This window comes from Pseudomonas sp. Sample_20 (assembly GCF_004307585.1).
Taxonomy (GTDB): domain Bacteria; phylum Pseudomonadota; class Gammaproteobacteria; order Pseudomonadales; family Pseudomonadaceae; genus Aquipseudomonas; species Aquipseudomonas atacamensis.
Genome location: NZ_RCOA01000090.1, coordinates 1 through 22,849, shown reverse-complemented (window position 1 = coordinate 22,849; position 22,849 = coordinate 1). Strand labels below are relative to the sequence as shown.

General features: G+C 61.2%; 16 protein-coding genes. 10 read left to right on the top strand and 6 right to left on the bottom strand.

Annotation, left to right across the window (positions count from 1 at the left end; genetic code table 11):
• Positions 1 to 57 precede the first annotated feature (57 nt).
• On the bottom strand, positions 58 to 987 hold the full coding sequence (locus tag D8U70_RS19210) for a LysR family transcriptional regulator (RefSeq protein WP_016775308.1): 930 nt from the start codon (positions 985 to 987) through the stop codon (positions 58 to 60).
• A gap of 171 nt (positions 988 to 1,158) precedes the next feature.
• Here D8U70_RS19210 and D8U70_RS19205 point away from each other — a divergent pair, with 171 nt between their 5' ends.
• Positions 1,159 to 2,388, top strand: a complete 1,230-nt coding sequence (locus D8U70_RS19205; protein ID WP_024013435.1) for an acyl-CoA dehydrogenase — start codon at positions 1,159 to 1,161, stop codon at positions 2,386 to 2,388.
• Positions 2,389 to 2,537: 149 nt separating this feature from the next.
• On the opposite strand, the gene D8U70_RS19200 is transcribed toward D8U70_RS19205, so the two are convergent.
• Positions 2,538 to 3,872 (bottom strand): phosphate ABC transporter substrate-binding/OmpA family protein, encoded by a 1,335-nt coding sequence (locus D8U70_RS19200; protein ID WP_130929520.1) that lies wholly within the window; start codon positions 3,870 to 3,872, stop codon positions 2,538 to 2,540.
• A 204-nt stretch (positions 3,873 to 4,076) separates the two neighbouring features.
• Positions 4,077 to 4,889, bottom strand: a complete 813-nt coding sequence (gene xthA / locus D8U70_RS19195) for an exodeoxyribonuclease III (protein WP_130929519.1) — start codon at positions 4,887 to 4,889, stop codon at positions 4,077 to 4,079.
• A gap of 260 nt (positions 4,890 to 5,149) precedes the next feature.
• Between xthA and D8U70_RS19190 the strand changes: the two genes are divergently transcribed.
• From D8U70_RS19190 to D8U70_RS19160, 7 genes are all read left to right on the top strand, one after another.
• Positions 5,150 to 5,800 carry a GNAT family N-acetyltransferase gene (locus tag D8U70_RS19190; RefSeq protein WP_122750591.1) on the top strand — a complete coding sequence of 217 codons (651 nt, stop codon included), beginning with the start codon at positions 5,150 to 5,152 and terminating at the stop codon, positions 5,798 to 5,800.
• Positions 5,801 to 5,866: 66 nt separating this feature from the next.
• The gene (locus tag D8U70_RS19185; RefSeq protein ID WP_130929518.1) at positions 5,867 to 7,594 is read left to right on the top strand and encodes an autotransporter assembly complex family protein; all 1,728 of its coding nucleotides are present in this window, start codon (positions 5,867 to 5,869) and stop codon (positions 7,592 to 7,594) included.
• Complete coding sequence (locus D8U70_RS19180) at positions 7,591 to 11,265, top strand: translocation/assembly module TamB domain-containing protein (RefSeq protein WP_130929517.1); 3,675 nt, start codon at positions 7,591 to 7,593, stop codon at positions 11,263 to 11,265. The genes D8U70_RS19185 and D8U70_RS19180 overlap by 4 nt, the downstream gene beginning before the upstream one ends.
• Positions 11,266 to 11,513: 248 nt before the next feature.
• The gene (locus tag D8U70_RS19175; protein ID WP_110645491.1) at positions 11,514 to 11,996 is read left to right on the top strand and encodes a MarR family transcriptional regulator; all 483 of its coding nucleotides are present in this window, start codon (positions 11,514 to 11,516) and stop codon (positions 11,994 to 11,996) included.
• The gene (locus tag D8U70_RS19170; RefSeq protein ID WP_122703748.1) at positions 11,986 to 13,455 is read left to right on the top strand and encodes an efflux transporter outer membrane subunit; all 1,470 of its coding nucleotides are present in this window, start codon (positions 11,986 to 11,988) and stop codon (positions 13,453 to 13,455) included. Before D8U70_RS19175 ends, D8U70_RS19170 begins: the two co-directional genes overlap by 11 nt.
• Before the next feature lie 15 nt (positions 13,456 to 13,470).
• Entirely contained in the window at positions 13,471 to 14,673 is a 1,203-nt protein-coding gene (locus tag D8U70_RS19165) for an HlyD family efflux transporter periplasmic adaptor subunit (protein ID WP_071172914.1), read from the top strand.
• Positions 14,674 to 14,929: 256 nt separating this feature from the next.
• Positions 14,930 to 16,459 carry a DHA2 family efflux MFS transporter permease subunit gene (locus tag D8U70_RS19160; protein WP_110645493.1) on the top strand — a complete coding sequence of 510 codons (1,530 nt, stop codon included), beginning with the start codon at positions 14,930 to 14,932 and terminating at the stop codon, positions 16,457 to 16,459.
• A 179-nt stretch (positions 16,460 to 16,638) separates the two neighbouring features.
• Here the strand turns inward: D8U70_RS19160 and lpxH are convergent, their stop codons facing one another.
• Positions 16,639 to 17,385 (bottom strand): UDP-2,3-diacylglucosamine diphosphatase, encoded by a 747-nt coding sequence (gene lpxH / locus D8U70_RS19155; protein ID WP_016775296.1) that lies wholly within the window; start codon positions 17,383 to 17,385, stop codon positions 16,639 to 16,641.
• Positions 17,382 to 17,888 (bottom strand): peptidylprolyl isomerase, encoded by a 507-nt coding sequence (locus D8U70_RS19150; protein ID WP_073471311.1) that lies wholly within the window; start codon positions 17,886 to 17,888, stop codon positions 17,382 to 17,384. Before D8U70_RS19150 ends, lpxH begins: the two co-directional genes overlap by 4 nt.
• A 250-nt stretch (positions 17,889 to 18,138) precedes the next feature.
• On the opposite strand from D8U70_RS19150, the gene D8U70_RS19145 reads away from it, so the two are divergent.
• Both D8U70_RS19145 and cysS read left to right on the top strand, forming a co-directional pair.
• Positions 18,139 to 19,836 (top strand): glutamine--tRNA ligase/YqeY domain fusion protein, encoded by a 1,698-nt coding sequence (locus D8U70_RS19145; protein WP_130929516.1) that lies wholly within the window; start codon positions 18,139 to 18,141, stop codon positions 19,834 to 19,836.
• Positions 19,837 to 19,854: 18 nt separating this feature from the next.
• Entirely contained in the window at positions 19,855 to 21,237 is a 1,383-nt protein-coding gene (gene cysS, locus D8U70_RS19140) for a cysteine--tRNA ligase (protein ID WP_056788857.1), read from the top strand.
• A 181-nt stretch (positions 21,238 to 21,418) separates the two neighbouring features.
• On the opposite strand, the gene D8U70_RS19135 is transcribed toward cysS, so the two are convergent.
• On the bottom strand, positions 21,419 to 22,849 hold a 1,431-nt coding region (locus D8U70_RS19135), incomplete at its 5' end, for a sigma-54-dependent Fis family transcriptional regulator (RefSeq protein ID WP_130929515.1).

The following is a 22,849-nucleotide window of genomic DNA, read 5'->3' as shown; positions in this document are numbered from 1 at the left end:
CAGAAAACCCTGTGGGAGCGAGCTTGCTCGCGAAGAACGGTGACACGGTGTCGTGTCTTAAACCTTCTCCAGCTTCTTCTCCTGCGCCGTCACCTGCTGGCACAACTCGATCATCTGCTCGCGCATCCAGCGGTTGGCCGGGTCCTGGTCGGTGCTTTCGTGCCAGTACAAATGCGTTTCCACCGACGGCACATCATTCACCGGCAAATTGAACGACTGCAAATCATGGCGGCGGGCGAAGCGTTCCGGCACGGTCATGACCATGTCGGTCTGCTGCATCACTTGCGAAGCCATCAGATAGTGCTGCGAGCGCAGGGCGATCTTGCGCTGGATGCCCATTTTGCCCAGCGCCAGATCGACATAACCCAGACCGCTGCGGCGGCTGGAAATATGGATGTGAGTCAGCGACAGGTAGTCATCGAGGCTGAGTTTTTCCTTGCCCGCCATTGGATGGCCCTTGCGCATGGCGCAGACGTAACGGTCGTCCATCAGCTTGACGTGGCGCACCTGCGGGTCGGTATTGAGCGGAGCATCCACGGCGAAATCCAGACGCCCGGCCGCGAGTTCCTTGGTGGTTTCCCGGCGCTTGGACAGAAAGCTTTCGATGATCACCGTTGGCGCCAGGCGGCGCAGGCGCTGGAACAGTGGCGGCAGAATGATTGCTTCCGTCAGGTCGGTCATGCTGATGCGGTAGGTCTTGACCGCCTGCGCCGGGTTGAAGATGCGACTTTCCTGCACCGATACGCGCAGCAGCGACAGGGCGTTGCGCACCGGGCCGATGATGTTCTGCGCCATCGGCGTGGGCACCATGCCCTGAGCGGTACGCACGAAGAGCGGGTCGTTGAAGGTTTCGCGCAACCGCGCCAGCGCGTTGGACACCGCCGGCTGGGTGATCCCGACAATCTGCCCGGCGCGGGTCAGGTTGGCTTCGGTGTAGATCGCGTCGAAGACGATGAAAAGGTTCAGGTCGACCTTGCTCAGATTCATAACGCGGCTTCTCTTGTTATTAAGTGCAAGTGTTTTGGGGCTGACGATCAGCGGATCATATATTGGTGATGAATGTTTATACACGCCGAGAATAGGCTAGGTAAATGATCAGCGCTGTTCTAGCATCGATTGCATGACTTGAACAACCTCTGCCCGAGAAGGTAACTACCCATGGATTTCGCTTATTCGCCCAAGGTGCAAGAACTGCGTGAGCGCGTGACCGCGTTCATGGACACTTACGTTTACCCGGCCGAAGCGGTGTTCGAACGCCAGGTCGCCGAGGGTGATCGCTGGCAGCCGACTGCGATCATGGAAGAGCTCAAGGCCAAGGCCAAGGCTGAAGGGCTGTGGAATTTGTTTCTGCCTGAATCCGAGCTGGGCGCCGGCCTGAGCAACCTCGAATATGCGCCGTTGGCGGAAATCATGGGCCGTTCCCTGCTCGGGCCGGAGCCGTTCAACTGCTCGGCGCCGGACACCGGCAACATGGAAGTATTGGTGCGCTACGCCAACGAAGAACAGAAACAGCGCTGGCTCGAGCCGCTGCTGCGCGGCGAGATCCGTTCGGCGTTCGCCATGACCGAACCTGACGTGGCGTCTTCCGACGCAACCAACATGGCCGCCCGAGCTGTGCGTGACGGCGATCAGTGGGTGATCAACGGTAAGAAGTGGTGGACTTCCGGCGCCTGCGATCCGCGCTGCAAGATTCTGATCTTCATGGGCCTTAGCAACCCCGACGCGCCGCGTCACGCCCAGCACTCGATGATCCTCGTGCCGGTCGATACCCCCGGGGTGAAGATCGTCCGGCCGCTGCCGGTGTTCGGTTACGACGATGCACCGCACGGTCACGCCGAAGTGCTGTTCGATAACGTTAGGGTGCCGTACGAAAACGTCCTGCTCGGTGAAGGACGCGGCTTTGAAATCGCTCAGGGTCGCCTTGGCCCAGGGCGGATTCACCACTGCATGCGTTCGATCGGCATGGCCGAACGTGCGCTGGAACTGATGTGCAAACGCTCGGTGAGCCGCACCGCATTCGGCAAACCGCTGGCCCGTCTGGGCGGCAACATCGACAAGATCGCCGACTCGCGGATGGAGATCGACATGGCGCGTCTGCTGACGTTGAAAGCGGCATACATGATGGACACCGTCGGCAACAAAGTGGCGAAAAGCGAGATCGCGCAGATCAAAGTCGTCGCACCGAACGTGGCCCTGCGGGTGATCGACCGGGCGATCCAGATGCACGGTGGGGCAGGGGTGTCGAACGATTTCCCGCTGGCCTATATGTATGCGATGCAGCGCACCCTGCGCCTGGCCGACGGCCCGGACGAAGTGCACCGCGCGGCGATCGGCAAGTTCGAGATCGGCAAATATGTGCCGAAGGAGATGATGCGCAGCGGCCAGTAACACCGCGTCGCCTCATTCGCATTCCCCCCAGTCTGATCGTTCCCACGCTCTGCGTGGGAATGCCGCCATGGACGCTCTGCGTCCACTGTGACGCGGAGCGTCACGGGATGCGTTCCCACGCGGAGCGTGGGAACGATCAGGCGTCAGGATCAATACACCCAAACCTCAACCCGCCGGTTCTTGATCCGCCCCTCATCCGCACTGTTGGTCGCCACCGGCATCAGCGCACCAAAGCCGCGGACTTCGCGCATGACCACACCGTTCCTGACCAGCTCGCGGCGCACCGCCATCGCTCGCAGTTTCGACAGCAGATCAGCCCGCGCCGGGTCATCTTTCAAATCACCAAACCCCACCAGCGTCACCGCCCGTTCGGTCTTGCCATTGCGCTTTATATAGTCGAGCACCCGCGCCAGATCCTGCCGCGCCTTGTTGTCCAGACTGGCGCTGCCCTCGGCAAAACGGAAATTCACTGTCAGACGCTGGGCATGCCGGCTGAGAGATTGATAACCCTCGGGCATCAGCGCATTCGGCGTCACGCTCATGGCTTGTACGGTCTGGCTGACAAAACCGCTGGTCGCGACGATCGCCTGACCCTGTGGACTTTGCGCGAACGTTGCCAACGCCTGCGCCCACGGATTGCGGCTGTCCGGCGGTAGATAAAAGAACAAGCGCCGCGACAGCGGATAATCTTCGGTGGCGATCAGACTGTTCAGCGGCAGCATCGCTTGCGAGGCGCCGTCGGCAATCGCCACGGCTTTGGCCTGACGCACGTAAGGCAAGCCGATGAAGCCGATACCTTGCGGGTCGGCGCTGACCGCATCGGACAATTGCTCGCTGGATTCGAAACGCTTCGCCGCGCTGCTGAGACTTTTCCCACGCCTGCTCAGGACCAGTTCCTTGAACGTGTCGTACGTCCCCGATTGATCATCCCGCGCGTATAAATGAATGGCGCCGCCACGGCCACCGAGTTCTTCCCAGGTTTTCACTTCGCCGGCAAAAATCCGCGCCAGTTGCTCGGTGTTCAACTGCTCAAGCGGGTTGGCCGGGTTGAGGATGATCGCCAGGCCGTCGATGGCAATGACTTGCTCGGCCGCCGGGCTTTTCAGATCGCCGAGGGCTTGCAGGGCAAGCAGTTCGCTGTCCTTGATCTCACGGGAAGAGGCGGCCAGATCGGCGCTGGCGTTTTTCAATGCAGTGAAGCCAGTGCTGGAACCGTGGGCGGCGACTTCGATGACCACGCGTTGCCCTTGTGCGGTCTGGCCGACGATGCGTTGTTCGTTGGCGGTGTCCGGGGTTTCGCGGTGGATTTTCAGCAGGCCTTGTTCCTGCAACAGGCCTTCGACCAGCGCCGGACCAAGGTCGGCACCGATGGTGTTGGAACCCTGAATGCGCAATGCCGGGCCGTTTTCGGGGATCGGCAGGGCGGCGGCGGACACCGACAGCCAGCCACTCAACAGGAAAACGCAGAGAACACGCAGGGTCATGCCGGCACCGAATCAAGCCAAGGGGATTGCCGGGGAGATTAAGTCAGGCGCGTGACCGAAATATGACAGGGGTTGAAGGGTGTAAATATCAATTGTGGGAGCGAGCTTGCTCGCGAAGGCGGCGTATCAGCAACATATCTGGTTACTGACACTCCGCCTTCGCGAGCAAGCTCGCTCCCACAGGGATCTCAGGCAACTCGCGAATCAGGCCAGCTCAAGCCAGATCGGCGCATGGTCCGATGGTTTTTCCATGCCGCGCAGTTCGTAGTCCACGCCGGCATCCTTGACCCGTGGCAGCAGGCCATGGGACGCCAGAATCACATCGATGCGCAGGCCACGCTTCGGTTCATCTTCGAAACCACGGCTGCGATAATCGAACCAGCTGAACATGTCGGTCACGTCGGGGTTGAGGTGGCGATAGCTGTCGGTCAGGCCCCAGTTTTTCAGGCGCGCCATCCACTCGCGTTCTTCCGGCAGGAAGCTGCATTTGCCGGTTTTCAGCCAGCGCTTCATGTTGTCCGGGCCGATGCCGATGTCGCAGTCTTCCGGGGAAATGTTCACATCACCCATCACCACCAGTGGCTGTTCGTTGTGGAACTGGCTTTCCAGCAGCGCTTGCAGATCGCTGTAGAAACGCTCCTTGGCGGGGAATTTGGTTGGGTGGTCGCGGCTTTCACCTTGTGGGAAATAGCCGTTCATGATCGTCACCGGCACGCCATTGGCATCGGCGAAAGTGCCCCAGATAAAGCGCCGCTGCGCGTCTTCTTCGTCAGTGGCAAAGCCTTTATGGATGGCGATCGGTTCGTTGCGCGAAAGGAGGGCGACACCGTAATGGCCCTTCTGGCCATGGAAGTGCACGTGGTAGCCGAGGGCGCGGATGTCTTCGTGGGGGAACTGGTCGTCGTGGACCTTGGTTTCCTGCAGGCCGATCACGTCGGGCTGATGTTTTTCGATCAGCGCTGCCAGCTGATGCGGACGGGCACGCAGTCCGTTGATGTTGAAGGAAACAATCTTCATGGTCGGCAGTCCTGGCAAAAGGGCGATGCTAGCTGACATGGGGGAGATGGGCCAGTGTGGGACAAATCATTTTGGCCTGTGGGATTTGTGATGCCCTATGCAGCGCCTCTGTGGGAGCGAGCCTGCTCGCGAAGAGGACGGCAAGATCGATGAAGATCCCGACTTGGTCTATACCTGTGAGGGGAACCACATCACCCGCCCAAGGTTCGTACCAACAAGCGCGCCAGTCTCCGAGCGCGCCTCCGGGGAGAATCACTGCAATGCCTGAAACCCAGTCCGCCGTTGCCGACATCCACATGCTCGACCGCGGCTATTCACGCGAAGCCCGCTCGTTGCTGTATCAGGCCTATCGCCACGAGCCGACCTTCGGCTACCTGTTCGAAGCCGAACGTCCCGGCTATGAACAACGCGTGCGCGCGACGGTGCGCGAGCTGGTCAAACAGCATTTTCTCCAAGACCTGCCGGCGATCGGCCTGTTGGTCAACGATCGCTTGATCGGGATTGCCCTGATCGCACCACCGCAACGGCGCCTGGGCGTTACCGAGAGCTGGGCGTGGCGCTTGCGCATGGTGCTCAGCACCGGTTTTCGCTGCACCCGGCGTTATCTGGAATACCACGACGCCGTCGGCGCATGCGTGCCGGGTGACTCGGTGCACATGCTGCCGCTGCTCGGCGTTCACCCGCAGTTTCAGGGCAAGCACTTCGGCGAACAATTGCTCACCGCCGTGCACAACTGGTGCGCGGTCGATGAAACCTCGCAAGGGGTGGTGCTCGACACCGGCAACCCGCGCTACCTGGAATTCTATAAAAGGCAGGGTTATCAGGAGATCGGCGAGGTTGCCGTCGGGCCGGTGCGCGAACACGTATTTTTCCACGCCAATCCGCAGGTGTTACAAACAGCAACGGGATAACGATCGAACTTCTTCACAAATTACCTGTTCTATCAGGCTCCCGAGCCCGTGATAGCATCCGCGCCTATGAAGTTTCCACGAAGATTTACCAGCGGCGTGCTGATGCTGTTATCCAGCTGCGCGGCGCTGGCGCAAAGTGAATTGGATGTACGGATCAAGCCGTCCAACGATGAACTCAAGGCCAATATAGAAGGCTATATCGGCAGCCTCGGCGATCGCGACGAAGAAGCCTTGCTGCGTTTCAGTCGCGGTGCCGAAGAGCAGGCGCGCAAAGCGGCGCAGGCGCTGGGCTACTACCAGCCGCAGATCGACAGTGACGTCAAGGGCGGGGAAAAACCGCGTCTGGTGCTGAACATCGATCCCGGCGAGCCGATTCGCCTGCGCAACGTCACCGTGCGCGTCGACGGCCCGGCGGCCTCGCTGAAATCCTTTCGCGTACCGAAAAGCGACCTGCTCAAGTCCGGCGCCGTGCTCAACCATGGCCGTTACGAAGACGCCAAACGGGTGATCCAGAACCAGGCCTCGCGCTTCGGTTACTTCAGCGGTCATTTCACCAGCCAGAAACTCATGGTCGATCCGCGCGCGGGCGTGGCCGACATCGAATTGATCTACGACAGCGGCCCGCGTTATGCGCTGGGCAAAGTCAGCTTCGAGGGCGACACGCCGTTCGACGAAGACCTGCTGCAACGCATGGTGCCGTTCAAGGCAGGCGAACCCTACGATTCGGAACTGATCGCCGAACTCAACCGCGACCTGCAATCGAGCGGCTATTTCGAAGGCGTGCGCGTCGATGCAGCACCGACGGCAGCGCAGAACGATGTGATTCCGGTCGCCGTCAAACTCGACACGCGCAAGCCGCGCACCATGGGTCTGGGACTCGGTTATTCGACCGACGTCGGCCCACGGATCAAGGCCAACTGGACGCGTCACTGGGTCAACCCGCAGGGCGACAGCTATGGCTGGGAGGCCGAGCTCTCGGCGCCCCGGCAGAACGTCGGGCTGTTCTACGACATCCCGCTCGACCCGCCACTGACCGACAAACTGCGCTGGGCCGGTGGCTATCAGTTCGAAGACATCGAAGGCTCCGACACCCTCAGCAAGCTGCTGACCTTCGGCCCGGAATGGCACAGCAAGTTGCCCAGCGGCTGGCAGCGGGTGATCTCGTTGAAATGGCAACGTGAAGAATACGAACTCGGCGACGACTCCGGCCTGAGCACGTTGCTGATGCCCGGCATCAGTTATTCGTACCTCAAAAGCGACAACCGCATCGACCCGCGCAACGGCTATCGCCTGAGCTTCGAAAGCAAAGTGGCCAAGGAAGGCCTCGGTTCGGACAACAACCTTTTATATGGCACCGCGCTGGTCAAAGGCCTGACCACGGTGTTCGACAGGCACCGCTTGCTCGGCCGCGTGCAGGTCGGCGGCAGCGCCACCAACGGCTACAACTCGATTCCGCCATCGCTGCGCTTTTTTGCCGGTGGCGATCAGAGCGTGCGCGGTTACGACTATCAGAGCCTGTCGCCGAAAAATTCCGATGGCAAACGGATTGGCGGTCGCTACATGGTGGCCGGCAGCGTCGAGTATCAATATTCGATCGCCGAAAAATGGCGGGTCGCGACCTTCGTCGACCAAGGCAACTCTTTCAACAAACTCGAACTGCCCGACCTCAAGACCGGGGTCGGTGTGGGTGTGCGCTGGGTCTCGCCGGTCGGGCCGATCCGCCTTGACCTGGCCCACGCGCTGGACGACGACGGCGGCATCCGGCTGCACTTTTCCATGGGGCCTGAGCTGTGAAGCGTGGTTTGAAAATTACGGCGCTGACGCTGTTGGCGCTGGTCGTGTTGATTGTCTTGAGCCTGGCCGCACTGCTTGGCACGCAGGCCGGCAGTCGTTGGGCGCTGGGCCTGGTGCCGGGTCTGAGCGTGGAGAATTTCCACGGTCGCCTCGCTGGGCAGTGGAGCGCCGATCACCTGGTGTGGCAGCAGGACACCAGCCGTGTCGAGCTGAACAAGGCGATCTTCGCCTGGTCGCCACTGTGCCTGACGCGCATGACCTTGTGTATCGATCAGCTCAAGGCCGATCAGGTGATCCTGCAATTCCCGCCGAGCGAAGAAACCACCGAGAGCGGCCCGATCACACTGCCGGACCTGCAATTGCCGTTGGCCATCGAATTGGGCGACGTCGAGGTGGGCAGCCTGTTGTTCAACGGCAGCGAACAACTCAAGGGCTTGCAACTGGCGGCGCACTGGACCGCTCAAGGCTTGCAGATCGACAGCGTGAAATTGCAGCGCGACGAGCTCAGCCTGAACCTGTCCGGCCTGCTGCAACCGAGCGGTAACTGGCCGCTGACGATTCAGGGCGATTTGACTTTGCCGTCTCCCGGCAGCGAGCCGTGGACGCTGGCGCTGAAAGTTGAAGGTGATCTGCTGAAAACCCTCAACCTGCACGCCGACAGCCGTGGCTACCTCGACGGCCAGTTGAACGGAGAACTGCAAGCGCTGGCGGAAAACCTGCCGGCCAAGGTGCGCATCACCAGCGACGCGTTCAAGCCGAGCGCCGATCTACCGGACACCGTGCAATTCAATCAGCTTGTGCTCACCGGCGAAGGCGACCTGAAAAACGGTTACCAACTGCTCGGCAACGCCACGCTGCCCGCCGAAAAATCGCCAGTGGCGCTGCTGCTCAAGGGCAAGGTTGACGCCAATGGCGCGCAGATCGCCGGCCTCGACCTCAACGCCAACGACACGCAAAGCCTCAAACTCACCGGCAACGTCGACTGGAGCAAGGGCCTCAGCGCCCAGGCCAATATCAACTGGCAAGACTTCCCGTGGCATCGGCTCTATCCGGAAATCGACGAGCCGCAAGTCGCGTTGCGTACCTTCACCGGCGAAGTGTCCTACACCGACGGCCAGTATCTCGGTAATTTCGACGCGTCGCTGGATGGCCCGGCCGGCGCGTTCACGTTGAGTAGTCCTTTCAGCGGCAGCCTCGAACAGATCGCCTTGCCGCAACTGGTCATGCAGGCCGGGCAGGGCAAGGCCGAAGGGCACGTCAATGTGCGCTTCGCTGACGGCATCGCTTGGGATACCGCGCTGGATCTGTCGGCGCTCAACCCGGCGTACTGGGTCGCCGAACTGCCGGGTACTCTGGCCGGGCCCTTGAAGAGTAAGGGCGAGATGAAGAATGCTCAGCTCAGCCTCAGCGCCGACCTCGATCTCAAAGGCAAATTGCGCGGTCAGCCGGCGATTCTGCAGGCCAAGGCTGACGGCGCGGGCGAGCGGTGGAACCTCAACGCCCTGCAGATCCGCCTCGGCGACAACAGCATCAACGGCAAGGGCAGCCTGCAGGACAAACTCGGCGGGCAGATCGACATCAAGCTGCCGCGTCTGGCCCAGCTCTGGCCGCAATTGCGCGGGCAGGTCAACGGTCAGGTCAACGTCGCCGGTACGCTGAAGGCGCCGCAGGGCAAGCTTGATCTGCAAGGTTCGCAACTGGCCTTCCAGGACAATCGCCTGCAAAGCCTCAACCTCGATGCCACGCTCGACAGCGCGCAGCGGGCGAAGATCAATCTCAAAGGCAGCGGCATTCAGACTGGCGATACCTCGTTGGGCACCCTGACCGCCAGTGCTCAGGGCGATATCAAAAGCCAGAAACTCAACCTCGACCTGATCGGACCGAAGCTGAAACTGGCGCTGGGTCTGGACGGCAATCTCGACAAGGGCAACTGGCGCGGACGCTTGGCCAGTGGCGACATTCAGGCCGGTGGCCAGGACTGGAAGCTGCAAAGCCCGGCCAGACTGGAACGCCTGGCGGACGGCCAGATCAATTTCGGCGCGCATTGCTGGCTGTCCGGCAACGCCAGCCTGTGTGGCGAAGACCAGCGCCTGATACCCGAGCCGAAGCTGCGTTATCACCTCAAGCAATTCCCGATCGAAAGCCTTGCGCAATGGTTGCCCAAGGATTTCGCCTGGCAGGGCCGACTCAACGCCGATCTGCAACTGGACCTGCCGGCGAGCGGCCCGAACGGCGTGGTCAGTGTCGATGCCGGCGGCGGCACCCTGCGCGTGCGCGACAAGGATCGCTGGCTGGATTTCCCCTACCAGACCCTCAAACTCAACAGCAAGCTCACGCCCAAGCGCGTCGACACCGAGCTCAATTTTGTCGGCGGCAAACTCGGCGAATTGCTGGTCCAGGCGCAGCTCAATCCGCTGCCGAAAAACAAACCGCTGAGCGGCTCGTTCCGCCTTTCCGGCCTCGATCTATCGGTGGCGCGGCCGTTCGTGCCGATGGTGGAAAAACTCACCGGCCGGCTCAACGGCAGCGGCACTATTTCCGGTGGCCTGCTCGCACCGCTGGTCAATGGCACTGTGCAGCTCAGCGATGGCGAAGTGTCCGGCGCCGAACTGCCGATGGAGCTGCAGAATCTGCAACTGACTGCGGCGATCGCCGGCGAATCGATGCGCCTGGACGGTGGCTGGAACAGCGGCAAGACTGGCAAGGGCAGCCTCAACGGCAACGTCGCCTGGGGGCAGGCGCTGGTGGTCGATCTGGCGCTCAAGGGCACGCAATTGCCAGTCAGCGTCGAACCCTACGCCAAACTGGAAATGGCCCCGGACCTGAAGATTTCCATGGCCGGCGATGAGCTGAAAGTTGCCGGCAAGGTGCTGGTGCCGAAAGGCGAAATCACCGTGCGTGAATTGCCGCCATCGACGGTAAAAGTCTCCGACGACACGATCATCGTCGGTGCGCAGACCGAGGAGGGCAAACCACCGATCGCGATGAAAATGGACATCGACGTAATCGTCGGCCAGGACAAGCTGAGCTTTGCCGGTTTCGGCCTGACCGCGAATCTGCAAGGTCAGGTGCACATCGGCGACAACATGGACACCCGTGGCGAACTGTGGCTCAACGACGGCCGCTATCGCGCCTACGGCCAGCGCCTGACGGTGCGTCGCGCGCGTCTGTTGTTCGCCGGCCCCATCGACCAGCCGTATCTGGACATCGAAGCGATCCGCCAGACCGACGACATCATCGCCGGTATTCGCCTGAGCGGCAGCGCCGAACAGCCGACCACGCAAATCTTTTCCGAGCCGGCGATGAGTCAGGAACAGGCGCTGTCGTACCTGGTGCTGGGCCGTCCGCTGAGCACCAGCGGCGAAGATAACAACATGCTCGCGCAAGCCGCGCTGGGCCTGGGCCTGATGGGCAGCGCTGGGGTCACCAGTGGTCTGGCCAAGGATCTGGGTATTCAGGACTTCCAACTCGACACCCAAGGCAGCGGCAACGACACCAGCGTCGTCGCCAGCGGCAACATCTCGGAAAAACTCAGCCTGCGCTATGGAGTGGGTGTATTCGAACCGGCCAGCACCATTGCCCTGCGCTACAAGTTGAGCAAGAAGGTCTACGTCGAAGCGGCGAGCGGCGTGGCGAGTTCGCTGGATATTTTCTACAAGCGGGATTTCTAGCTCTCGCTCCCTTCAATGATCGTTCCCACGCTCTGCGTGGGAATGCCTCAAGGGACGCTCTGCGTCCCCGCTCTCAAAAATGGACGCAGAGCGTCCCCGGCTGCATTCCCGCGCGGAGCGTGGTAACGATCCCGCGTGGCCGGTCAGTGATTAATTACCAAGCCCCCTAACTATTGCGTTGACATTCGCTGCCTAAGCAGTAACATCTCGACATACATTCACTGCCTAGGCAGTTATCAGGTCGACCAATGAAGCATTTCACCCCGGAAGAATTCAAACATTGCCACCTTGGCCTGTTGCTCGGCCGTGCCGCGTTGCTCAAGGACCGGATCATCGATACCCACATGGAACCCCACGGCATCACGGCCGCGCAGTTCAAGGTGTTGATCATCATGGCCCAGTTCGGCGTCGACACGCCGGCCGAGCTGTGCCGGCATCTGTCGCTGGACAGCGGGTCGATGACGCGCATGCTCGATCGTCTCGAGCAGAAGGCTTTTCTGCTTCGTCAGCGCAGCGAAGGCGACCGGCGTCAGGTGCAGTTGAAACTGACCGAGCAGGGCCAGCAACTGGCTGATCGTCTGCCGCACATCGGTGCCGATGCGATGAATGAACTGGCCGGCGCGATCTCCCGCGACGAGCTGAAAACCCTCGAATACATCCTCAAGAAAATCCTGCTGGCCGCCGGTGACCCGATCACCATCCAGCGTCTAGGTGATCACAATGAGCGCTAACACTTTGCGCAGCAGTCTGACGTTGTTGCTGTCGGCGATGATCCTCGCCGGTTGCGCCAACTACAGCGGCCTCGACACTGAAGGCCAGCGCCTCGACGCGAAGAGCCTGAAGACAGCGCAGTCTCTGGACGGCGTCACCCTGTCGCCAGCGGCGTGGCCTAAAAGCGATTGGTGGCGCAGCCTCGGCGATCCGCAGCTCGACGGCCTGATCCGCGAAGCCCTGCACGACAGCCCGGACATGCAGATCGCCGCAGCCCGCGCTCATCAGGCCAGTGCCGCCGCCTATGCCGCCGATGCCGAGCGTTATCCGACCCTCGACGCCAGCGCCGGCATCAGCCGTTCGCGGCTGGCTCGTGATCAGGATCCGCTGGGGCAGGGCGGCGCCTATGCGACGGTGCGCAATGTCAGCGCTGGTTTCAATTACAACTTCGATTTGTGGGGCGGTCAGCGCGATGCCTGGGAAGCCGCACTCGGCGAGGCCCGCGCTGCCGAAGTCGACCGTCAGGCCGCGCAGCTGACACTTGCCGCTGACGTCGCCCGTGCCTATAGCGATCTCGGTCAGGCGCACATCGTTTACGACCTTGCCAGCGAAGACCTCAAGCGCACCCGGCAAATGCTCGACCTCAGTCAGCGCCGCTTGAGTTCGGGGATCGACAGCCAGTACCAGTTCCAGCAAACCCAGAGTCTGGAAGCCAGTTCTCAGGCCAGCCTGATCGACGCGGAAAAACGCTTGAACAGCGCGAAAATCGCCTTGGCCGTATTGCTCGGCAAAGGCCCGGATCGTGGCAACGAAATCGCTCGACCGAAAGTTCTCCAAGCCAGCGCCGTGGCGGTGCCGTCGGTGTTGCCGGCGGAACTGCTCGGACGCCGCCCGGATCTGGTCGCGGCACGCTGGCGTGTCGAAGCGGCGAGCAAAGACATCGATGCGGCGAAAACCCGTTTCTATCCCAACCTCAATCTGTCGGCCTCGGCCGGCGCCGAGTCGTTGCTGGGTGATGCGATGTTCGGTTCGGCCAGCCGCTTCTTCAACATCGCGCCGACCGTGTCGCTGCCGATTTTCGATGGCGGACGCCTGCGCGCCAACCTCGATGCGCGCGACGCTGATTACGATCTGGCGGTGGCGCAGTACAACAAAAGCCTGGTGAAAGCCCTCGGCGATGTCGGCGATACGATCAATCAGCTGCGCGATATCGGCCGGCAGATCGGCGCGCAACAGCACGCCACCGACATCGCTCAGGATTCTTACAACACCGTCGTCCAGCGCTACGGTTCCGGCATCGGCAACTACCTGGACGTGCTCAGCATCGAGCAGCAATTGCTCCAGGCCCAGCGTCAGCTGGCGACCCTCAATGCCGAGCAGATCGACCTGTCGATTCAACTGATGCAAGCGCTGGGCGGCGGCTTTCAAAGTGAAAACCTGAACGCAGCCAACGCCAGCCCCGCCTCGTCGCACCATTAATTCAAGGTATTTGTCATGGCCACTGCCGAAAACACCCAAGCTCAAGACAACACCCCGGACACCGGCAACCCGCGCAAACGCAAGGTGATGCTGCTGGCCCTCGCCGTGGTCGTCCTGCTCGCCATTGCCGGCGTCTGGGCCTATCACGAATTCATCGGGCGCTTTAACGAAAGCACCGACGATGCCTACGTCAACGGCAACGTCGTGGAGATCACGCCGCTGGTCACCGGCACCGTGGTCAGCATCGGCGCCGACGACGGTGATCTGGTCCAGGAAGGCCAGGTGCTGGTCAACTTCGACCCCAACGATGCCGAAGTCGGCCTGCAAAGTGCCAAGGCGAAACTGGCGCGCACCGTGCGTCAGGTGCGCGGCCTGTATAGCAACGTCGACGGCATGAAAGCTCAGGTCAATGCGCAGCAGGCCGAAGTGCAGAAGGCCCAGGACAACTACAACCGGCGGAAAAATCTCGCCCAGGGCGGGGCGATTTCCCAGGAAGAGCTGTCCCACGCCCGCGACGACCTGACCTCGGCGCAGAACGCTCTGGCCAACGCCAAACAGCAACTGAAAACCACCAGCGCACTGGTCGACGACACCGTGGTCTCGTCGCATCCGGACGTAATGTCGGCGGCTGCCGATCTGCGTCAGGCCTACCTGACCAATGCGCGCAGCACCTTGATCGCGCCGGTCACCGGTTACGTCGCCAAGCGCACCGTGCAGCTCGGCCAGCGCGTACAACCGGGCACCGCGTTGATGGCGGTGATTCCGCTGGATCAGCTGTGGATTGATGCCAACTTCAAGGAAACCCAGTTGCGTGACATGCGCATCGGTCAGCCAGTGGATATCGAGGCAGATATTTATGGCAGCGATGTGAAATACAGCGGCACCGTCGACAGCCTCGGCGCCGGTACCGGCAGCGCATTTGCCTTGCTGCCGGCACAGAACGCCACCGGTAACTGGATCAAGATCGTCCAGCGCGTGCCGGTGCGTATCCACATCAATGCCGAACAGCTGGCCAAGCACCCGCTGCGTGTCGGTCTGTCGACCAATGTCGAGGTCAATCTGCACGACCAGAGCGGCCCGGTGCTGGCCCAGCAACCGCCGCAAAAGGCCTCGTTCAGCACCAACGTCTACGAGCGCCAACTGGCCGAAGCGGACGCGATGATTGCCCAGTTGATTCACGACAACAGCGCAGCAGCAGGCAAGACCGCACAGCGCTGAGAGCACACAGGATCAGAAGCAGGCTCTGTGGTGAGGGGTTATCTGTGGCGAGGGGATTTATCTGTGGCGAGGGGATTTATCCCCGCTGGACTGCGCAGCAGGCCCGTTTTTCCTGAGCCAAAAGAGGGGCCGCTTCGCGACCCAGCGGGGATAAATCCCCTCGCCACAGATAATCCCCTAGCCACAAGGGCCTGCTACCACAGGGCCGGCTGTGTTCATCAGGCCGCAGCGACCATCAGGTTTCATAGGATTCACAATGAGCAATAACGCTTCTTTCACGCCGCCCAGCCTGTTGCTCAGCACCATCGGCCTGTCGCTGGCGACGTTCATGCAAGTGCTCGACACGACCATCGCCAACGTGGCGTTGCCGACGATTTCCGGCAACCTCGGGGTGAGTTCGGAGCAGGGCACCTGGGTTATTACTTCGTTCGCCGTGAGCAACGCGATTGCGCTGCCGCTGACCGGTTGGCTCAGCCGCCGCTTCGGTGAGGTGAAGCTGTTTCTGTGGGCGACGATGCTGTTCGTGCTGGCGTCGTTTCTCTGCGGTATCTCGACTTCGATGCCTGAGCTGATCGGCTTTCGCGTGCTGCAAGGCTTGGTCGCCGGGCCGCTGTACCCGATGACACAGACTCTGTTGATCGCGGTGTATCCGCCGGCGAAACGCGGGATGGCCCTGGCGCTGCTGGCGATGGTCACGGTGGTCGCGCCGATTGCAGGGCCGATTCTCGGCGGCTGGATCACCGACAGTTACAGCTGGCCGTGGATCTTCTTTATCAACGTGCCGATCGGCATCTTTGCGGTGATGGTGGTGCGTTCGCAACTGGCGAAACGGCCGGTGGTGACCAGTCGCCAGCCAATGGATTACGTCGGCCTGATCACGCTGATCATCGGTGTTGGCGCGTTGCAGGTGATCCTCGACAAGGGCAATGACCTGGACTGGTTCGAGTCGAATTTCATCATTGTCGGCGCGGCGATTTCCGTGGTCGCCTTGGCGGTGTTCGTGATCTGGGAAATGACCGACCGCCATCCGGTGGTCAACCTGCGCCTGTTCGCCTATCGCAACTTCCGCATCGGCACGCTCGTGCTGGTCTTGGGTTACGCCGGCTTCTTCGGCATCAACCTGATCCTGCCGCAGTGGTTGCAGACGCAAATGGGCTACACCGCGACCTGGGCAGGTCTGGCGGTGGCGCCGATCGGGATTCTGCCGGTGCTGCTGTCGCCGTTTGTCGGCAAATACGCGCACAAGTTCGACCTGCGTCTGCTCGCCGGCATTGCGTTTCTGGCGATTGGCCTGAGCTGCTTCATGCGTGCCGAGTTCACCAACGAAGTCGACTTCCAGCACATTGCGCTGGTGCAGTTGTTCATGGGCATCGGCGTGGCGCTGTTCTTCATGCCGACCCTGAGCATTCTCATGTCGGACTTGCCGCCAAGCCAGATCGCTGACGGCGCAGGCCTGGCGACTTTCCTGCGGACACTGGGCGGCAGCTTCGCGGCGTCGCTGACCACCTGGATCTGGATTCGCCGGGCCGATCAGCATCATGCGTATATGAGCGAAAGCATCAGCACCTTCGAGCCGGCAACGCGCGAGACGTTGAATACGTTAGGTGGGGCGAGTCAGTCGGCGTATGCGCAGATGGATCAGATCCTCACGAGCCAGGCGTACATGCTGTCCACCGTGGATTACTTCACGTTGCTGGGCTGGGGGTTCATGGGGTTGATTCTGATTGTATGGCTGGCGAAACCGCCGTTTGCCGCCAAGGCCGGGCCGGCAGCTTCGGGGCACTAGAATCAAGAGCCCCTCACCCTAACCCTCTCCCGGAGGGAGAGGGGACTGACCGCGGTGCATGTTCGAGGTACATCGACTTGCGATACCGAGTCGAACTCAGGTTTTGAACTGCATGCGATCAGCTCCCTTTCCCCCTCGCCCCCCTGGGGGAGAGGGCTGGGGTGAGGGGGTAAAGCTCTTCAGCCGTGCGGCAATGCCAGTGGCGGGGCGAAATCGAACGGCGCCAAGGCATACCCGCTCTCATCGACCTGCAACGCCCAACCCTGACGATCCCAATCCCCCAGCACAATCCGCTTCGCCGCCTGCTCACCAAGCTGCAACTTGTGAATTGCCGGACGGTGGGTGTGGCCGTGAATCAGGGTTTTCACGCCGAATGCCTGCATCACTCGCGGAATCTCTTCCGGGGTGACATCGACGATGTCATTGGCCTTCATCCGCGTCTGTGCACGGCTTTCGCTGCGTAGCTTGCGCGCCAGTTTGTGGCGGCTGCTCAGCGGCAGATGACGGAGGATGAACAGGGTGATCGGGTTGCGCAGGTAGCGGCGCAGCTTCATGTAGCCAACGTCGCGGGTGCACAGGCTGTCGCCGTGCATCAGCAGCACTGGCTCGCCGTAGAACTGCACGACACTCGGATCCTTCAGCAAGGTGCAGCCGGCCTGTTTGCAGAAGGCCTTGCCGAGCATGAAATCGCGATTGCCGTGCATCAGGAATATGGCCGTGCCGCTGTCGCTCAAATCGCGCAGGGCCTGGCAGATGGAACGCTGAAAGGGCGTCATGGCGTCGTCGCCAATCCACGCCTCGAAGAAGTCGCCGAGGATGTACAACGCACTCGCCGAGCGCGCGCGTCCGGCGAGCAAATCCAGAAACGCCCGGGTAATGTCCGGGCGCTCCTCTTCCAGATGCAAGTCTGAAATCAGCAATATCACGCTTCGATGATCTCGGCTTTCTCGATGATCACGTCGTCTGCTGGTACGTCCTGGTGGCCGGCCTTGGAAGTGGTGGCAACGCCTTCGATCTTGTCGACTACTTCAGTGCCTGCAACGACTTTACCGAACACGGCATAACCCCAGCCCTGAGCGGTCTTGGCGGTGTGGTTGAGGAAGCTGTTGTTGGTGGCATTGATGAAGAACTGCGCCGATGCCGAATGCGGGTCCATGGTGCGAGCCATGGCCAGGGTGTACTTCTCGTTCTTCAGGCCGTTGTCGGCTTCGTTCTTGATGCTCGGGCGCTTGTCTTTCTTTTCCTGCATGCCAGGCTGGAAACCGCCGCCCTGGATCATGAAACCCTTGATCACACGGTGGAAAACCACGTTCTCGTAGTGACCGGCCTTAACGTATTCGAGAAAGTTGTCAACGGTGATCGGCGCCTTTTCAGCGTTCAGTTCGATGACGATGTCGCCATGGTTGGTGGTCAGTTTGACTTGAGTCATGATCGCTACTCTTCTGAGGAATTCGTGGTTCTGGGACATTGAGCCCCACAACCGGTTCAGCCTGCTTCGGCCAAGGTGCGCAGTTTAGCGTGACAGGCGCGAATTTCGAGGCGGTTTTTCATTTCCCGGCGATTAAATGCGTGCCTTTATAAGAGCTGCTCTGTCAGGCCCTTGACAGCATCGGCTATGATAGCGGCTTTGTTTTGTCTGGCCCCTCTTTGCGGCCGCGCACCTGTACGTCAAGGATCCTATGAGCAAGCCCACTGTCGACCCTACCTCGAATGCCAAGTCCGGCCCTGCCGTGCCGGTCAACTTCCTGCGGCCGATCATCCAGGCAGACCTGGACTCGGGCAAGCACACCCAGATCGTGACTCGCTTCCCGCCGGAGCCCAACGGCTACCTGCACATCGGCCACGCCAAGTCGATCTGCGTCAACTTCGGCCTGGCCCAGGAGTTCGGTGGCGTCACGCACCTGCGTTTCGACGACACCAACCCGGCCAAGGAAGATCAGGAATACATCGACGCCATCGAAAGCGACGTCAAATGGCTGGGCTTCGAATGGTCCGGTGAAGTGCGCTACGCCTCGCAGTATTTCGATCAATTGCACGACTGGGCCGTCGAGCTGATCAAGGCCGGCAAGGCCTACGTCGACGACCTGACCCCGGAGCAGGCCAAGGAATACCGTGGCAGCCTGACCGAGCCGGGCAAGAACAGCCCGTTCCGTGACCGTTCGGTTGAGGAAAACCTCGACCTGTTCGCGCGCATGAAGGCCGGTGAATTCCCCGACGGCGCGCGCGTGCTGCGGGCGAAGATCGACATGGCTTCGCCGAACATGAACCTGCGCGACCCGATCATGTATCGCATCCGCCACGCGCATCACCACCAGACCGGTGACAAGTGGTGCATCTATCCGAACTACGACTTCACCCATGGGCAGTCGGACGCCATCGAAGGCATCACCCATTCGATCTGCACCCTCGAGTTCGAAAGCCATCGCCCGCTGTACGAGTGGTTCCTGGACAACCTGCCGGTGCCGGCGAACCCGCGCCAGTACGAGTTCAGCCGTCTGAACCTGAACTACACGATCACCAGCAAGCGCAAGCTCAAGCAGCTGGTTGACGAGAAGCACGTCAATGGCTGGGACGATCCGCGCATGTCCACGCTGTCGGGCTTCCGCCGCCGTGGCTACACGCCAAAATCGATCCGCAACTTCTGCGAAATGATCGGCACCAACCGTTCCGACGGCGTGGTCGATTTCGGCATGCTCGAATTCAGCATCCGTGACGACCTCGACCACAGCGCCCCGCGCGCGATGTGCGTGCTGCGTCCGCTGAAAGTGGTCATCACCAACTACCCGGAAGGCCAGGTCGAAAACCTCGAACTGCCACGCCACCCGAAAGAAGACATGGGCGTGCGCGCGCTGCCGTTTGCCCGGGAAATCTACATTGACCGTGAAGACTTCATGGAAGAGCCGCCGAAGGGCTACAAGCGCCTGGAACCGGCCGGTGAAGTGCGTCTGCGCGGCAGCTACGTGATCCGCGCCGACGAAGCGATCAAGGACGCCGACGGCAACATCGTCGAACTGCGTTGCTCGTACGACCCGGACACCCTCGGCAAGAACCCGGAAGGGCGCAAGGTCAAAGGCGTGATCCACTGGGTGCCGGCTGCCGCCAGCGTCGAGTGCGAAGTGCGTCTGTACGATCGCCTGTTCCGTTCGCCGAACCCGGAAAAGGCCGAAGACAGCGCCAGCTTCCTCGACAACATCAACCCTGACTCGCTGCAAGTGCTGACCGGTTGTCGCGCTGAGCCATCGCTCGGCAACGCACAGCCGGAAGACCGTTTCCAGTTCGAGCGCGAAGGCTACTTCGTCGCGGACCTGAAGGACTCGAAACCCGGTCAGCCGGTATTCAACCGTACCGTGACCCTGCGTGATTCGTGGGGCCAGTGAGTGAGTCAAGGAACTAACGTGCTAACGATCTACAACACGCTCACCAAGAGCAAAGAAGTCTTCAAGCCGCTGGATGGCAACAAGGTGCGCATGTACGTCTGCGGGATGACCGTTTACGACTACTGCCACCTCGGCCACGGCCGCAGCATGGTCGCGTTCGACCTGGTGACGCGCTGGCTGCGCTTCAGCGGTTATGACCTGACCTACGTGCGCAACATCACCGACATCGACGACAAGATCATCAATCGCGCGCGCGAGAACGGTGAGTCGTTCGAAGCGCTGACCGAGCGCATGATCGCCGCGATGCACGAAGACGAAGCGCGCCTGAACATCCAGAAACCGGACATGGAACCGCGCGCCACCGATCATATCGCCGGCATGCACGCAATGATCCAGACCCTGATCGACAAGGGCTACGCCTATGCGCCGGGCAATGGCGACGTGTACTACCGCGTCGCCAAGTTCATGGGCTACGGCAAGTTGTCGCGCAAGAAGATCGAAGATTTGCGCATTGGCGCGCGCATCGAAGTCGACGAGTCGAAACAAGACCCGCTCGACTTCGTCCTGTGGAAAGCCGCCAAGCCGGGCGAGCCGAGCTGGGAATCGCCATGGGGCGCCGGGCGTCCGGGCTGGCACATCGAGTGCTCGGTGATGTCGACCTGCTGCCTCGGTGAGACCTTCGACATTCATGGCGGCGGCAGCGACCTGGAGTTCCCGCACCACGAAAACGAAATCGCCCAGAGCGAAGCGGCCACCGGCAAGACCTACGCCAACGCGTGGATGCATTGCGGCATGATTCGCATCAATGGCGAGAAGATGTCCAAGTCCTTGAACAACTTCTTCACCATCCGCGACGTGCTCGACAAGTACCACCCGGAAGTCGTGCGTTACCTGCTGGTATCGAGCCACTACCGCAGCGCGATCAACTATTCGGAAGACAACCTCAAGGACGCCAAGGGCGCACTGGAGCGTTTCTACCACGCGTTGAAAGGCCTGCCGAGCGTGGCGCCGGCAGGCGGTGAAGCGTTTGTCGAGCGTTTCACCACGGTGATGAACGACGACTTCGGCACCCCTGAAGCCTGCGCCGTGCTGTTCGAGATGGTGCGCGAGATCAATCGTCTGCGTGAGAGCGATCTCGATGCAGCGGCGGGGCTGGCGGCACGTCTGAAAGAACTGGCGAGTGTGCTCGGTGTGTTGCAGTTGGAGGCGGATGACTTCCTGCAGGCCGGCGCTGAAGGGCGGGTCGATGCGGCTGAAGTCGATGCACTGATTGCGGCGCGCCTGGCAGCTCGGGCGGGCAAGGATTGGGCTGAGTCCGATCGTATCCGTGATCAGCTGACAGCGATGGGCGTGGTGCTGGAAGATGGCAAGGGTGGGACTACCTGGCGTCTGGCTGACTGAGGCCCAAAGCCCCTACCATGATCGTTCCCACGCTCTGCGTGGGAATGCCTCAACGGACGCTCCGCGTTCGGCTCTGTAGGGACGCAGAGCGTCCCGGGCTGCGTTCCCACGCGGAGCGTGGGAATGATCGATCCCCTGTGGGAGCGAGCCTGCTCGCGAAGAGGCCCGTCCAGACAACTTGTCATTCAGCCTGCCGCAACCTCTTGTACAGCGTATTCCGGCTAACCCCCAAGCGCCGCGCCAGATGCGAAATATTCCCTCCAGCCGCCTTCAACTCCCTGTTCAACGCCTCAACATCATTCAAATCCAGCCCCAGCGGCGCCGCTGTTTCCACCGGTTCCATCTCCAGGTCGACAAAAAAATCATCCGGCAAATGCTCAGGCCGCACTGGTTGTTCCTCGGCCATGGCCAGTGCCACCTGCATCACGCTGCTGACCTGACGCAAATTTCCCGGCCACGGATGCTTTGCAAACAGCTCCAACACCTCCGGGCTCAGCCCCGCCCATTGCGTCGGCTCGCGATGTTGGTCCCACAGCCGTTTGAACAGCGCCTGCTTGTCACTGCGTTCGCGTAACGGCGGCAGCTCCAGGGTCAGGCCGCCGATGCGGTAGTACAAGTCTTCGCGAAAGCGGCCCAGTTGTACCTGCTCGCGCAATGATCGGTTGGTCGCGGAAATGATCCGCAAGTCCACCGGAAACAACTCGCTGCTGCCCACCGGCTGCACGCAACGCTCCTGCAACACGCGCAACAAACGCGCCTGAGTTGGCAGCGGCATGTCACCGATCTCGTCGAGAAACAGCGTGCCTTTGTCGGCCTTGCGGATCAGGCCGATGCTGCCTTTCTGGTTGGCCCCGGTGAATGCGCCTTTCTCGTAACCGAACAACTCGGACTCGACCAGTTCAGCGGGGATCGCCGCGCAGTTCACTGCGATGAATGCCTGTTTTTGTCGAGAGCTGGCTTGGTGCAAGGCTTTGACGAAGACTTCCTTGCCGACCCCGGTTTCGCCGTGGATCAGCAACGGAATGTCTTTTTCCAGCAAGCGCTCGGCCTGGCGTACGGCTTTTTCCACGCGACTGTCGCCGAAATGCAGCGTATTGAGGCTGATCGCGCTGGCTGGCGCAGGCTTGTCCTCGGCGACAAATACCCGCGCTTGCACCGGCGCCTGTTTCGGCCGTTTCAGCAAGCACTGGAAACGGTTGCGTCCGGAGGTCTGCAAGGCAAACGGCAGACCCTCGGGCTGATTGATCAACTCCAGCAGCGACACCTTGAACAGGCTTTCAACGCTGACGCGGGACAAACGCACACCGAGCAAATTGTCGGCACGGCGATTGGCCGACAGCACCTGTCCGCTTTCATCGAAAATCAACAACCCGGCCCACTGGCTGTCGAGGTTGTTCAACCCGGTGTTGAAGGTCAGTTGAAAATGCTGGCCATGGAACAGGTTGAGGATCAGCCGATTCTCCACGGTCTGGCTCATCATCTTGACCATGCCCAAGGTGTGCGAGGGCGGCAGGTAGCTGTCGCTGGAGACATCGAGCACGGCGATGACCTTGCGCTCGGCGTCGAAAATCGGCGCGGCGGAGCCGGTCATGAAGCGGTTGGCCTTGAGAAA